We start from the raw sequence: 14044 nt of genomic DNA, 5'->3' as shown, positions 1-14044 counted from the left end.
CTGTGGAATCATTTTGGGTATTGGGCTCAATTGCGGCTGCGTTGATGTTAGGTGCAATGAGCCCTGGGCCTACGTCAATATATGTGGCGAAAAATTCAATTGCGATTTCACGTCAGCACGGTTTATTTACTGCATTAGGTACAGGAACTGGTGCAGCAATTTTTGGTTTGCTTGCAGTCCTCGGTTTACAGGCATTTTTATTGGCATTGCCTTCGGCCTATTTGGCTTTAAAGATTTGCGGTGGTTTATATTTGCTTTGGATGGCATTTAAAATTATAAAACATGCCAAAGAACCGATTGAAGTTGGTGATGCCAGCAGCTCGCAGATGTCACTCCGTCGTGCATTTACCACTGGTTTAATTACTCAGTTGTCGAATCCTAAAATTGCAATTGTGTTAGCCAGTATTTTTACGGCACTTTTACCGAAAGACATTCCGACGTATTTCTACTTTGTATTGCCAGTTTTGTGTTTCTTTATCGATGCAGGGTGGTGCTCATTGGTCGCTGTGGCGTTGTCAGCAGAAAAACCACGTAAAGTCTATTTGAAGTTTAAAGCGGGTTTTGATCGGGCAGCTGGGGCAGTGATGACAGTGCTGGGTTTAAAGTTGATTTTTGGTATGAAGTGATTGAACGAAAAAAAAAGCCTCTACGAATAGAAGCTTTTTTATGCAATTTTATTTGTTGCATTCTGGTTGTGAACGGTCAATAACTTGTGTACCTTCAACGCGATAGCCAATTTGACCAACAAGGAATGCTTGGTTTAGTTGAGTGATAACAACGTCTGAAAGTGCAACTGCACAGCGGTCTTTTTCGATAGCACGGTCAATTGCTGTTTTGAAATTTGGAATACCTAGTGGGAATAACACAACTGGTACTTTATCTTCACCAGTAACGCGCTGACCTTTTACGAATTGATTTGAGTTTAAATTATAGTTTTTTGTAGAAGCTACAGTCATATCCGCCATACGGATTGAACAGCCAGTGAAAGCCACTGTCGAAACTGCTAGTGCTGCAACCAATAATTTTTTCATGTTGTACCCCTAAGATTAATAAATTATAAAAAGCGAGCACATTTTATATAAAGATAGTGAAATATCAATAAATTAAATTTACTTTAATTTTAATAAGTAGTTTTTTTCATAGAGCGATTTGTCAATATTTTAGTTTTAGCTCTTTTTAGCATAGTGAATGCTTAAAGTTTTTAGTTGTTTGGAATGAATGGTTTCATTGGGGTCACAATGAATTTTCCCTCTCCTTTTAGGAGAGGGTTAGGGAGAGGTATATATTTGAAAGAGTTAAAATTTGTATGCGGGTTTGATTAAAAAATATAATCTATAGTAGTACATATTTAATAAATTGAAAAAATGGCGAAAGATTGGTTTGATTTTCAGGAAAAAATAGCACAGCATTTTCGTAGTCTAGGAGTAAAGGCTGTTACCAATGAGACTATTACTGGTGTTCGAACCGAACATGATATTGATGTTTATGTTACTTCTAAATATTTAGGTACAAATATCAAATGGGTGATAGAAGCAAAATATCGGAAAACAAAAGTTCCAAAAGAAAAAGTTTTAGCCCTACGCACTATAGTCGATGATATTGGAGCAGATAAGGGTTTTATTATCTCACAAATTGGTTTCCAATCTGGTGCAATAGAGGCTACTAAAAATACAAATATTGAACTCTACACTTTAGATGAATTAATTTTTAAAACTAAAAGTTATATTCAAAATGAAATTTTAGAAACATATATTCAAAGAGCAAGGCTACTTGAAATAAGGTATTTTTCACATGAAAAATCTATACGAAAAGAATATGGATTAAGAGAAGAAATTTATGACACTCCAAAGTTCTCAGTTGCTTGGTTATTGTTAACAATATTTGACGTATTAACAAAAGCTAAAAATAATTTGTATCCAATTGACTTAAGAACACATTTAATTGAAAAGGTTGGACATGATTTAGCAGAAGATTTTATTGAATTAGTTCAATGGTTAAACTTGAATCTTAATTGGTTGGATCAAAAGCTATTAAATGCTGAATATCAAATGATAATGGATGGTGTTTTTAAGCCATCTTTAGTTGCACCTAAAGCAGATCAAGAAGCTATATATGAATTAATTCAAAATATTAGAACTAATGAATAAAATCATCTCAAATTTATAAGAAGACCTCTCCCTAACCCTCTCCTAAAAGGAGAGGGAACTTTTAGGCATAAAAAAGCCCCTACAACGTAGAGGCTTTTCTTATCTTAATCTAAAAAATTAAGAAACTTTATCACCAGCTTTAGCACCAGTTTCAGGTGAAATTACCCAAACACCTTCGCCATTACCCGCAGCTAAAACCATACCGTTAGAAATACCAAAACGCATCTTACGTGGTGCAAGGTTAGCCACCATCACCACCAGTTTACCTTTAAGGTCTTCAGGTTGGTAGAACTCACGAATACCGCTAAATACGTTACGTGGCTCAGCTTCACCGACATTTAAAGTCAATTGAAGTAGCTTATCCGAACCTTCAACGTGAGCAGCTTCTAAAACTTCAGCCACACGCAGGTCAACTTTCATAAAGTCTTCAATGCCGATAATTTCAGCTTCACCGACTTTAGGCTCAGGCTTTTTCTCAGCTTTCTTCTCTTTTTTCTTTTCCGCTTTTGGCGCTTCAGCAGGCGCAGCTAAAGAATCTTTAGACGCATCGACCATAGCAGAAACCGCTTTTGGGTCTACACGTTGCATCAATGGTTGGAATTGAGCAATTTCATGATCCACCAAAATCGTTTTACCAGAAGCAAAGTCGAAAGATTCTAATTTTAAGAAGCTCTGAACTTCTGCTGCCAATGTAGGAAGTACTGGTGCAAGGTAAACAGCCAATTGACGGAATAGGTTAATACCTACTGAACATACGTCATGAACTTGCTGTTCTTCGCCTTCAATTTTCGCAAGCGCCCAAGGCTTTTTCTCGTCGATGTATTGGTTGGCTTTGTCAGCAAGTGCCATGATTTCACGGATCGCCGCAGAGAATTCACGCGCTTCATATTGCGCAGCGATTGAAGCGCCTGCATCAATAAAGCTTTGAACCAATTCAGGCTCTGCACACGTTGCAGAAAGTTTGTTATCAAACTTAGTATTGATAAATTTCGCACAACGGCTTGCGATGTTCACGACTTTACCAACCAAGTCAGAGTTTACTTTCTGAACAAAATCATCAAGATTTAAGTCAGAATCTTCAACTTTATCAGACAGTTTAGAGGCAAAGTAGTAACGTAAATATTCAGGGTTTAAATGCTCTAAATAAGTTTCCGCTTTAATGAACGTACCGCGAGATTTAGACATCTTCTGACCGTTTACAGTCAAGAAACCATTGACGAATAAGCTTGTTGGGGTACGGTAGTTTGCACCTTCAAGCATTGCAGGCCAGAACAATGCATGGAAATAAACGATGTCTTTACCAATGAAGTGATACACCTCATTTTTCGAATCTTTTTTCCAGTAATCATCAAAGCTTAGGTCAGGACGTTTGGTCTTGATGTAGTTTTCAAAGCTCGACATATAGCCGATCGGTGCATCTACCCAAACGTAGAAGTATTTGTTTGGCGCATCTGGAATTTCAAAACCGAAGTAAGGTGCATCACGTGAGATGTCCCAGTCAGATAAACCTGCTTCAAACCATTCATCCAATTTGTTGGCAATCGACACAGGTAGACGACCTTCATCACGTGTCCATTTTTGTAGGTATTCACCAAAGTTCGGCAGTTTAAAAAAGTAGTGATCTGAAGATTTCTCTACAGGAGTCGCACCACTTAAAGTCGATTTCGGATTCAACAATTCAGTTGCGTTATAGGTTGTACCGCACACTTCACAAGAGTCGCCGTATTGGTCTTCTGCTTTACATTTTGGGCATGTGCCTTTAATGAAACGGTCAGACAAGAACATCGCTTTTTCAGGGTCAAACAATTGCGTAACAGGGCGTACAGCAATGTTGCCTGCTTCACGGTTCTTAATATAAATCTCAGAAGCGCGTGCTTGGTTTTCAGGGCTGTTGGTTGAGTCGTAATGGTCAAAGTCAACTTTAAAGCCAGCAAAGTCACGTTCATGTTCTTTTTGCACATTGGCAATTTGCTGTTCAGGCGAAATACCATTGGCTTCCGCACGTAGCATAATCGCTGTACCGTGAGCATCGTCCGCACATACATAAGTCACGTTATGACCCATTGCACGCATCGCACGTACCCAAATATCTGCTTGGATATAACCGAGTAAATGACCCATATGAATTGGGCCATTCGCGTATGGAAGGGCGTTAGTAACTAAAATATTACGCACGGATATGACTCTCTCATTCGTATTTATGCAATGGGCTGTAATTTTACATGAGATAGCCAGTACTTGCACAAGGGAATAGGTGAAATCTTTGCAAAAGTAAAAAAATCTATATTGCTGACACAATTACAGTGATAATAGGGCATAACTGTGATGCCTAAGAGTAACAAGCCCATGTATGAAGATGACTATGAAGACGATCAGCCAATCACTCGTATTCCTCAAAATGAACAGCGTCATAAATTGGGGCATCACATTATCAAAGATGCGCAGCAATATTTAGAACAGATTTCTGCAGATGAGCATGCCTTACTGATTCAAACCCTGCGTCATTTGGCACAAGATGAGCCTTACTTCGATATTTTGGCCGATGAATTAGATCAGCCGGTAGAAATGAAAGTAGCGAATGATGCTTTAAATTTATTGTATTTTTGGCAACTGCTTCATCAACATGAAAATGATGCAGACTTTGATTTTCTGAATGTCATCAATAGCGAGTTTTTCCAAACTGAAATGTTGAAAGCCTTTGATGCTTTGAATATTGGTGAACATAAAGCGCCGCGCCGTCAGGTGCTTCTAGATGCGTTTAAACTGTATAAATTAGACATCCATACAGGCTGTGTCCCTGTGTTATATGCACAGCTTGAAGGTATTTTGACTGACGTGCTGATTCAAACCGGTTTCTTAAATCAAAACGGCACTAAATTTGTCGATGTCTATAAAATTGTACCGGGACTTAAAGGCAGTGAAATTAAAAGCCTTTGGCACAAATCTAAAATTGCCAATGAGTTGAATCCGTATTTTGCCGAATTGGCGGCCTATCAAATGGATAGCAGCTCTACCGTAGCGATGACCCGTCATAATATTTTGCATGGTACCGATGTCGCGCATTTTAATCAGGGACGGAGTTTTATCCTGTTTATTTGGCTGTTTTCCGCAGTGAGCTTTATGAGTACGGTCAGCAAATAAGTTTAATTTCAAGAGATCAATGCATAGGAGTGGCATTGATCTCTTTGCATTACATCATCCTTTAAAATTAAAAGCATAGAGTAAAATCGACCATACATATTTGTATCAAGCCATTGTGAAAATAGGCAATCACATGGCGTTTTCCTGTGGTTGATTTGTTTCTAAATGCGTCTATTTCAGGTATCTGCTTCAAATCGCGTTATAACTATTGTTAGGCAATAACTGAGAATAGGGTGAGCGAGATGACAACAGAAAGCACATTAAATGATTTAAAAAATAAAGCATCAGAACTCGGTGATGACATACAACTCAAGGCCAAAGAGGCGCAACTAGAAGGCGAAAAAGCACTCGATGGTGCAAAGCATAAAGTTGAAGAGCTCAAGCTTGAGGGTGAAAAAGCCTTAAATGAGGCCAAACATGAACATGCAGAACAGCATGCAGAAACCAAAGACCGTCTAGAGCAGTTAAAAGCAGAAGCGAGTCATAAATTTGATGAAGCCAAAGTCAAAGCAGCTGAACTTAAACATGAGGCTGTCGAAAAATTTGATGAACTGAAGGTGCAGGCGACAGAGAAATTTGACGAGTTAAAAAAGAAAGCCTCTGACACACTGCATAAGTTTAAAAAAGATGACCAAGCTTAATTGGGTCTAATGAAAAAAGCCGCTCTATCTTGAGCGGCTTTTTTAGGTTTCATTGCTTTAATCCATCTAAATTTTCAGTCTTAATATTTTTGACTTGATCATCGACTACGGTAATCACGTAGCGCATATTGGCAATTTCATAGGTGTAATCTACCGCCAATTTTGCAGGCTGATTTTTCTCTTGCAGCGGATAAGACACCATTTTCATCGGAGAAGCTTGCATACGCGAGCGCATGAGATCGAGGCTATCACCAATCGCCACAGTTTGTCGGTCAGGTGTTTGAATGGCTTCAGTCGCAATTTCTGCATAGGCTGCTGAAGTCAGGAGCATCAAGGCACATAAAGCCGTTTTATACATATTCTTCTTATACACAGTCTTCTGATACATCGTCATCCCCATTTTTAAAATTAAAAGTACAAAATGTGCCTTTAGATTGCACATCCATCGCTTTGATTATTCTGTTGAAACGACTGAAATATAAACTGAAATTACGCTGAAAATGTATGGTTGATATGTAATCAATTCAAATTTAAAGGCTTTGGTTTAGCCGCAAAAATCAGTTGCAGGTGCATTTTTAAGCGTCACACGTTAGAAAAATTGTTTGAAAGCTGACTAAATTACTCACTGATGTTACGCAGTAACATCAGACGCACCGTTTGCTTCAAATAAAAGAATGATACGCGGTAAGGTCATCCGCAAGTGTTTGAGACAGGACTCCTTCTAATCAAAAATGGTTTTGCGATACTTTGAATAATTTGACGCTAGTGAACGAGTTTTGCGGATGACAATGGTTTTGGGTACTTTTGCCAAAACAAAAGTACCTCCAGCCGAAGGCTAATCTCTTTATTCAAACCCTAGATATAAGACTCCGTTGAATAGACTTAAAAATCATTTTTAAAATGCGAAATTACTTTTAGGTGCGTAACATCAGTTACTCAACTTTATAAGCTTATAGGGATAAGTCATTCATCTCCCTCTTACTCTGTGGCAGATGAACAGGTAAACTATCGCTATTATCTTTTGATGTTCCTGTTTGGAGACAACATAATGTCGTGGCTTTCTTCTCTAAAATCTGTGTTTTCACCCTCCCAAGAGGTGAAAGAAGAGGAAATCCAACAGGTTTTACAAAACTACGTACTTCCCAATTCAAATAATGCTTTAAAAGACCGTATTACACAGGTAAATGTGCAAGGTCAGATCTTGCAGATCACGATTAATACCTTTCCTTCAGAAGCCGATGACTTACAAAAAATCCATGATGATTTGGCCGATGCATTGGAAAAATGTGGCATCACAGAATTAAATATGCACGTGATTCAGCAAAAGACTGGACATACATCGGGTGGTTGCGGTCATCACCATGCAGAAGGTGAAAGCTGTTCAACACAGCCTAAAGCTAATGAACAAACTGAGCAAAAGTCTACTACGAGTAATTTGCCACCTGTTGTGGATGCATCTGCTACTCAAGCCAAGGCTGAAGAAGATCCAAACAATCCACCAATTCAAAAAGCGGCACCTCTGCAACGTGATGTGCCGAAACATCCACGCATTCAAAATGTAATTTTAGTGTCTTCAGGCAAAGGTGGTGTGGGTAAGTCAACCACGACAGTTAACTTAGCTTTGGCATTACAGCAATTGGGGCTAAAAGTTGGCGTTTTAGATGCGGATATCTATGGTCCAAGTATTCCAACGATGCTTGGTAACGCAGGCCGCACGCCGATGATCGAAGCTGAGCAATTTGTTCCTATCGAAGCATATGGTATGGCTGTACTTTCAATTGGTCACTTAACTGGGGATAACAATACGCCAGTGGCTTGGCGTGGGCCGAAAGCGACGGGGGCGTTAATGCAGCTCTTTAACCAAACTTTATGGCCTGATCTGGATGTATTGGTCATTGATATGCCGCCAGGCACAGGTGATATTCAGTTGACGCTTGCACAGCGTATACCAGTGACAGGTGCTGTGATCGTGACGACACCACAAAACGTTGCATTAATGGATGCGACCAAAGGCATTGAGTTGTTTAACCGTGTACACATCCCTGTAATGGGTGTGGTTGAAAATATGTCGACCCATATCTGTTCGAACTGTGGACATGAAGAGCAAATCTTTGGTACAGGTGGTGGCGACCAACTTTCAGCCCAATACGACATTCCGCTCTTAGGTCGTTTACCGCTGAATGTACAAATTCGTGAAAATGCCGATGCAGGGAAACCATCTGTGATAGCAGGTGATGATGCTGCTGAAAGCTACATGGCGATTGCACAAAAAGTTGCAGATGCATTACCTCAGGCTGAAAAAGATAAAAACCGTATTTTCTAAGGGTGAACTGAAATTTAAGTTGATCGTATTAAAATCTGGCCTCGTGCCAGATTTTTTATAACGTGGTATTGGGAGTGTTTGAAAATTATGAGTACTGAACTTTAGACATTCAACGATGTCTATGAATTACACATCTAAAAAACGATTTGCACAATTTCTTATTTTTCCTGCGATTATAAGCCGTCTGCCAAGGATAAAATTCTTGAGGCATATCAAAGGATGTCGCGTTTGTACTTAGTTTTTACAAAATAGCTTTCACGATATTTCTATTATTTTGGCTAGGATCAATTCTTTGAACGGCAGTAACTGTACAAACGCATTGTGTCTTAGATTTTTTGCCAAATGTCCTCTGTTACAAGGGGCTTAGCATTGAAAAAATATAGAGGAACAAATAATTTTAAATATTATTTGAAGTCATTAAAACCCACCCATCAAATGAGGGTACGCCTTAGTCTAAGAAATTAAAAAGCCCGGTAATTACCGGGCTTTTTAATTGGTTTTTTAGGAGGAAAGAGACGGGTTTGCTTTACGTTTAGCAGTGATAATATTCACCGTAATTACGATGATGACCATGATAATGCCTACAATATCTGTAATGGTTTCTGGAATAATCATACACAGCGCACCCACACCTAAAAAAATACGCCAGAACCAGTTGAGATAAGTCTTGAAATAACCTTCAACTGCGGAGCCTAAAGCGAGAATTCCTATCACTGAAGTGACAGTAATACTCACTATAGTTGTCCATGCAGGAAAGGCAAATTCTCGAGCATTGACTGCAACATTGGTGGTATCAATCATCAGCATGGCAGGGTTATAAACGAATAAAAATGGAACAATAAAACCAGCAAGAGATAGTTTTAAGGCCTGAAACCCAGTGCGCATTGGATCACCGCCTGCAATTCCTGCGCCCGCAAAGGCGGCAAGGGCAACTGGTGGGGTGATGTTTGCAAATAAACCAAAATAGAACACAAACATATGCGCGACTAATACAGGGATATCAAAGTTTGCGAGTGCTGGTGCTGCCATGGTGGCAGTAATGATATAGGCCGGAATAGATGGAAGCCCCATGCCTAAAATCATCGATGCAATCATGGTCAAAAATAAAGTGAGAAAGAGACTACCTGCACCTAAACTCATAATTGAAGAAGTCATTACTGAACCAAAACTTGTCAGACTTACTACGCCGATAATAATACCAACGACAGCACAAGCAGCCATCACAGATAATGATTGTTTGGCTCCATCAACGAGCGCATCTAAAATATCTTTTACACCCATTCGTGTTGATTTTCTTAAAGCTGCTACAAAGATGGTCAGGACGATGGTGTAGACAGCAGCATAGCTCACAGGAATATTTTGAAATAAGAAAAAGACCAGTGCCAAAATTGGAATAAGTAAATGTCCACGCTCTTTTAGAACTTCTTTTACTTTAGGTAAATCAGCTTTAGGTACGCCTTTCAGATCATCTTTACCCGCACGGAAATGAACTTGAGCCATGACGCCAAGGTAATACAATAAGGCAGGTAATAATGCGGCTAGTGCAATCGTGCCATAACTCACGCCAGTTGTTTCGGCCATAATGAAGGCACTCGCACCCATGACTGGCGGCAAAATTTGTCCACCGACGGATGCACTGGCTTCAACGGCACCAGCAAAATTCTTGTGATAACCAATTTTTTTCATCAATGGAATGGTAAATGAGCCTGTGCCAACAACATTGGCAACAGCAGTTCCATTAATACTGCCCATAAATCCACTTGAAATTACAGCAACTTTGGCAGGACCACCTTGTTTATGACCCGCCAATGCCATGGCAAGATCATTGAACAATTTCCCCATACCTGATTTTGCAAGAAAAGCACCAAAAAGGATAAATAAGAAAATAAAAGTGACGGATGCACCAATTGCCGAAGAATATAAGCCTTCGGTTTTTAAATACATATGTCCGAAAATGTCGCTGATGGTATAAGGGCGAGTAATTAATCGATCTGGCAACCAATCAAAGTGACTGATAAATGTATAGGTCAGGAAAATTAAACTTAAAATGGGCAGCATCCACCCCATGACCCGGCGAGTTGCTTCTATGACTAATACCACACTCATAATTGCAAACGCGATATCTAAGGTATTTGGAATACCACCTCGAGTGGTCATAATAGATTGATATTCTTTCCATAAATATAAAAAACTGAAGATGGAAAGCAAAGCCAAGAACCAATCGAGAAGTGAAATATGCTGTCGGGAGCTTGTTTGACGAGCTGGATAGAGTAAAAAAATGAGTGCTAGGCCAATAGCGACATGGGCTGCACGCTGTATTAACTCAGGTAAAGGATTAAACGTAATAAATAAATGAAATAATGAATAAAAGATCGCTACAAATGCAACAAAGTAGGTAACAGATTTGCTCATATTGATTCGAGTAACAGATTCCCGATCAAATTTTTCTAATATGGCTTGTTGTTGTTTCTCATCGAGTTGTTCTAATACAACTTTATCTTCTTTGGAATTCATAGGCATTCTCCAATCCACCAAGACTTCCATTTGGGTTGATATTGAACCGAGATGTTGACCAAACTATAGTCTGGGTAACTTTGAAAAATAGACCAAATTTTTTGGTCAGCGAGGATCGTGCCTTGCATATTTCTAGAAATCACCCAGTTGATTTCATCTATATTTTGATTGACCCGCATTCTAATCACACCATTTTTTTGAAACTCAATGGGATAATTTGAGGGTGTACCTGCACCAAATGAAATCAAATCGGTGTGGCGCAGTAAAAACGTATTCTTTTGACGCTGATATTGTTCAGACCAAGCCGTCTTTTCTACTGAATGCTTCCACTGTAAATCAAATTGATCAGTTGAAATTTTGCATATATCAGTTTCAACTCTAACCTGCGTATACAGTGTTGGATAGCTAGCATAGATTAAGAAGAACAATATAAAAAATGCAGTATAAACTGCATTTTTTTGAAGCTTATTATTTTTTAGCCACTTCATCATAGTAGCGTTTCGCGCCTGGATGTAGAGGCGCTACAAGGCCTTGTTGAGCACCTTCAAGCGTGATTTCTGTTGCTGCTTGGTGTGAAGTTGCCAATTGAGGCAAACTGTCAAAGAAAGTTTTTGTTAGTTTGTAGACATCATCATCCGATATATCTGTGCGAACAACTAATGCATTTTTAATTGCGGCAGTTTGAATGTCCGCAGTATTGCCATATGTGCCTTTTGGAATAATCATCGGTAAGAAATAACTTTGATCTTTAGCTATTTCTTTGACTTTATCTGCATTGATTGAAACCAACTGTAGATCAAAGCTTTGTTGAAGTTCCATGAGTGATGAATTTGGAATGCCACTAGTCAGGAATGCTGCATCAAGCTTGCCACCTTTTAAAGCATCAGCGGCTTCAGCATAGCCTAAATAATCAACTTTAATATCTTTATAGGTGATTCCAAAACCATTCAACAGTGTACGTGCATTTACTTCTACACCTGAATTTTGTGCACCTACAGCGATACGTTTACCTTTCAAATCTTCGATATTTTTGATCCCTGATTTTTTAGAGGTTACGATTTGTACGTAGTTGGGATAAAGCGCTGCGACTTGGCTGACATTCTCAACTTTACCATTTGCGAAACTTCCTGTTCCGTTCAGTGCTTCTGTTAAGCTGTCACTCATAACAAATGCCATTTCAACTTTATTCTGTTTCAGAAGGTTTAAGTTTTCGACGGATGCACCTGTAGTTTGAGTCTTAGAATTTACACCAAAGGTTTTGTTATAAATTTCTGCAAGACTTGTCCCAATCACATTGTAAGGTCCTGATGCCCCACCAGTTGCAATGGTTACGAACTTGGTTTGAAGTTTGTCAGATGTAGCAGTTTCTGCGCTTTTTCCTTCCGTGGTATTTTTTGAAGTAGATTGATCATTTGAGCAAGCAGTAATACACGCCAAAGTAACCGAGAGTAACGTGAGTTTTGTCCATTGGTTCATAGAAACGTCCTTTTACACATAAATTTTGAATATTGATTTGATGAGTTTTAATTTTAATTTCCACTACTCAATTGAACATAACTTAATCAATTATTTTTGAAAAGTATTTTTTTTTGATTTTTTAGTCTCCAATAAATAATGGTTATGCGTAAGAATGGCATGGAGCTATATCGTTTATTTTAATAATATTTTGTTACGTGTAAAAACTGTAGGGTATACATGGAATCATGTGAAATTTCTTTTATAAATATAAGTTCAAGATATTTCTTTGAATTGTAAGGTGCTCTGAATGACTGTTCAGCTAAGGTTTTGTTTTTCTATTTAAGTTACTGAATTTATAATTAAATAAGGAGTTTTTTATAAGCATTTCTATTTTTTATTTTGCTAATACGAAACAACTGAATTAATCTTCGCGGATTAAGTTTGAGGTCAAAGTATGATTTCATGGTTTTTTATTGGTCTAGTTATCAGTATTTTGTTAACGCCAGGACCAACCAATACCTTACTCGCATCTTCGGGTATTCAAGTTGGGCTACGTAAATCATTCCGACTCATTCCAGCGGAAGCCTTTGGTTATCTTATTTCGATTAGCCTATGGGGTTTTCTCATTGGTAAAATTTCCGTACATCTGCCTTTACTGCCGACCATTTTAAAACTGTTTAGTGCTGGCTATATTCTATTTTTGGCTATGCGATTATGGCGTACAGCAACTGTTGCTGAAAATTTTAATCAAAAGGGCATTCGTGCACGCGAACTCTTTGTTGCGACGTTATTAAATCCTAAAGCACTATTATTTGCATCTGCGATTTTTCCTGCATTGGCTTGGCAAAATGCGCAGTATTATGTAGCTCACATGCTGATCTTTTTGTTGTTGATCGTTCCTATTGCATTTTTTTGGACCTTCCTTGGTTCCGTTTTGGCATCGAATAAAATTAGTTGGCTCAATCAAGCCAATTTACAACGAACAGCATCGCTAGTCTTGGTTAGTTTTTCGATACCACTGAGTTATTCTGCGATTTTAAAACTCTAAATTGATTTGAAAATGACTAAATCCGCTTAGTTCGGCAAAGCTTATTTTCATTAAGTCGGATTTCAGTTAAAGTACCACGCAATAATTGATTTAAGTTTTTGGATAGAGATAAATGGCTATTAAGTCTGATCGTTGGATTCGCGAAATGAGCGAAAAACACGGCATGATTGAACCGTATGCAGAAAACCAAGTCCGTTATGATGAAAATGGCGAAAAGCTTATTTCGTATGGCGTGTCGAGCTATGGTTATGACGTGCGCTGTGCTCGTGAATTTAAAGTCTTTACCAATGTTCATTCAGCAATTGTTGACCCTAAAAACTTTGACGATAAAAGCTTTATTGATATCGAATCAGACGTTTGTATCATTCCGCCAAACTCGTTTGCACTAGCACGTACAGTCGAATATTTCCGTATTCCACGTAATGTGTTAACCGTTTGTTTGGGTAAATCAACCTATGCTCGCTGCGGTATTATTGTCAATGTGACGCCTCTTGAACCAGAGTGGGAAGGTCACGTGACTTTAGAATTTTCGAATACAACCAACTTGCCTGCACGTATTTACGCGGGTGAAGGTGTCGCACAAATGTTGTTCTTTGAATCAGACGAAGTGTGTGAAACCTCTTATAAAGACCGTGGTGGTAAATACCAAGGTCAAACCGGTGTGACTTTACCGAAAGCTTAATCCTTCGGATTGAGTTTAAAAAAGCGGGCGAATTAGCCCGCTTTTTTGTTGGGTCATTCATCGGAAAATAGACCATTCGGTGGGGAAGTT

General features: G+C 38.7%; 13 protein-coding genes. 7 read left to right on the top strand and 6 right to left on the bottom strand.

The features are described 5' to 3' along the window. Positions 1-2: 2 nt before the first annotated feature. Complete coding sequence (locus FTU64_RS04540) at positions 3-626, top strand: LysE family translocator (protein ID WP_180059304.1); 624 nt, start codon at positions 3-5, stop codon at positions 624-626. A 48-nt stretch (positions 627-674) separates the two neighbouring features. On the opposite strand, the gene FTU64_RS04535 is transcribed toward FTU64_RS04540, so the two are convergent. Further along, entirely contained in the window at positions 675-1031 is a 357-nt protein-coding gene (locus tag FTU64_RS04535; RefSeq protein ID WP_067764607.1) for a hypothetical protein, read from the bottom strand. 333 nt (positions 1032-1364) lie between these two features. Between FTU64_RS04535 and FTU64_RS04530 the strand changes: the two genes are divergently transcribed. After that, positions 1365-2147, top strand: a complete 783-nt coding sequence (locus FTU64_RS04530) for a restriction endonuclease (RefSeq protein WP_180055533.1) — start codon at positions 1365-1367, stop codon at positions 2145-2147. Positions 2148-2264: 117 nt separating this feature from the next. Here FTU64_RS04530 and metG read toward each other — a convergent pair whose 3' ends face one another. Beyond that, entirely contained in the window at positions 2265-4322 is a 2058-nt protein-coding gene (metG, locus tag FTU64_RS04525) for a methionine--tRNA ligase (protein ID WP_180059303.1), read from the bottom strand. Positions 4323-4493: 171 nt separating this feature from the next. Here metG and FTU64_RS04520 point away from each other — a divergent pair, with 171 nt between their 5' ends. Then, positions 4494-5288 (top strand): hypothetical protein, encoded by a 795-nt coding sequence (locus FTU64_RS04520; RefSeq protein WP_180059324.1) that lies wholly within the window; start codon positions 4494-4496, stop codon positions 5286-5288. A 242-nt stretch (positions 5289-5530) separates the two neighbouring features. Next, positions 5531-5929 carry a hypothetical protein gene (locus FTU64_RS04515; protein ID WP_168379312.1) on the top strand — a complete coding sequence of 133 codons (399 nt, stop codon included), beginning with the start codon at positions 5531-5533 and terminating at the stop codon, positions 5927-5929. 49 nt (positions 5930-5978) lie between these two features. Here FTU64_RS04515 and FTU64_RS04510 read toward each other — a convergent pair whose 3' ends face one another. Continuing rightward, positions 5979-6317: a hypothetical protein gene (locus FTU64_RS04510; RefSeq protein WP_180059302.1), complete on the bottom strand. Its 339-nt coding sequence runs from the start codon at positions 6315-6317 to the stop codon at positions 5979-5981. A 660-nt stretch (positions 6318-6977) separates the two neighbouring features. Between FTU64_RS04510 and apbC the strand changes: the two genes are divergently transcribed. Continuing rightward, complete coding sequence (apbC, locus tag FTU64_RS04505; RefSeq protein WP_180004976.1) at positions 6978-8252, top strand: iron-sulfur cluster carrier protein ApbC; 1275 nt, start codon at positions 6978-6980, stop codon at positions 8250-8252. Positions 8253-8753: 501 nt separating this feature from the next. Here the strand turns inward: apbC and FTU64_RS04500 are convergent. Genes FTU64_RS04500 through FTU64_RS04490 form a run of 3 tightly spaced genes read right to left on the bottom strand, consistent with a single transcriptional unit; the run spans position 8754 to position 12242 of the window. After that, positions 8754-10766, bottom strand: a complete 2013-nt coding sequence (locus FTU64_RS04500; RefSeq protein ID WP_180059301.1) for a TRAP transporter permease — start codon at positions 10764-10766, stop codon at positions 8754-8756. Next, positions 10763-11257 carry a DUF1850 domain-containing protein gene (locus tag FTU64_RS04495; RefSeq protein ID WP_257222191.1) on the bottom strand — a complete coding sequence of 165 codons (495 nt, stop codon included), beginning with the start codon at positions 11255-11257 and terminating at the stop codon, positions 10763-10765. Before FTU64_RS04495 ends, FTU64_RS04500 begins: the two co-directional genes overlap by 4 nt. Next, positions 11235-12242 carry a TAXI family TRAP transporter solute-binding subunit gene (locus FTU64_RS04490; RefSeq protein ID WP_168379308.1) on the bottom strand — a complete coding sequence of 336 codons (1008 nt, stop codon included), beginning with the start codon at positions 12240-12242 and terminating at the stop codon, positions 11235-11237. Before FTU64_RS04490 ends, FTU64_RS04495 begins: the two co-directional genes overlap by 23 nt. Before the next feature lie 436 nt (positions 12243-12678). Between FTU64_RS04490 and FTU64_RS04485 the strand changes: the two genes are divergently transcribed. Together FTU64_RS04485 and dcd are read left to right on the top strand one after the other, a co-directional pair. Next, complete coding sequence (locus FTU64_RS04485; RefSeq protein ID WP_078192265.1) at positions 12679-13272, top strand: LysE family translocator; 594 nt, start codon at positions 12679-12681, stop codon at positions 13270-13272. Between the two features lie 112 nt (positions 13273-13384). Continuing rightward, a complete protein-coding gene (gene dcd, locus FTU64_RS04480) occupies positions 13385-13954 on the top strand; it encodes a dCTP deaminase (RefSeq protein ID WP_005008040.1) in 570 nt (189 codons plus the stop codon). Positions 13955-14044: the final 90 nt, after the last annotated feature.

This window comes from Acinetobacter sp. YH12128 (genome assembly GCF_013418655.1).
Lineage (GTDB): Bacteria > Pseudomonadota > Gammaproteobacteria > Pseudomonadales > Moraxellaceae > Acinetobacter > Acinetobacter amyesii.
The sequence above is the reverse complement of the archived record's forward strand: the minus strand, read 5'-3'. Positions and strand labels throughout refer to the sequence as shown.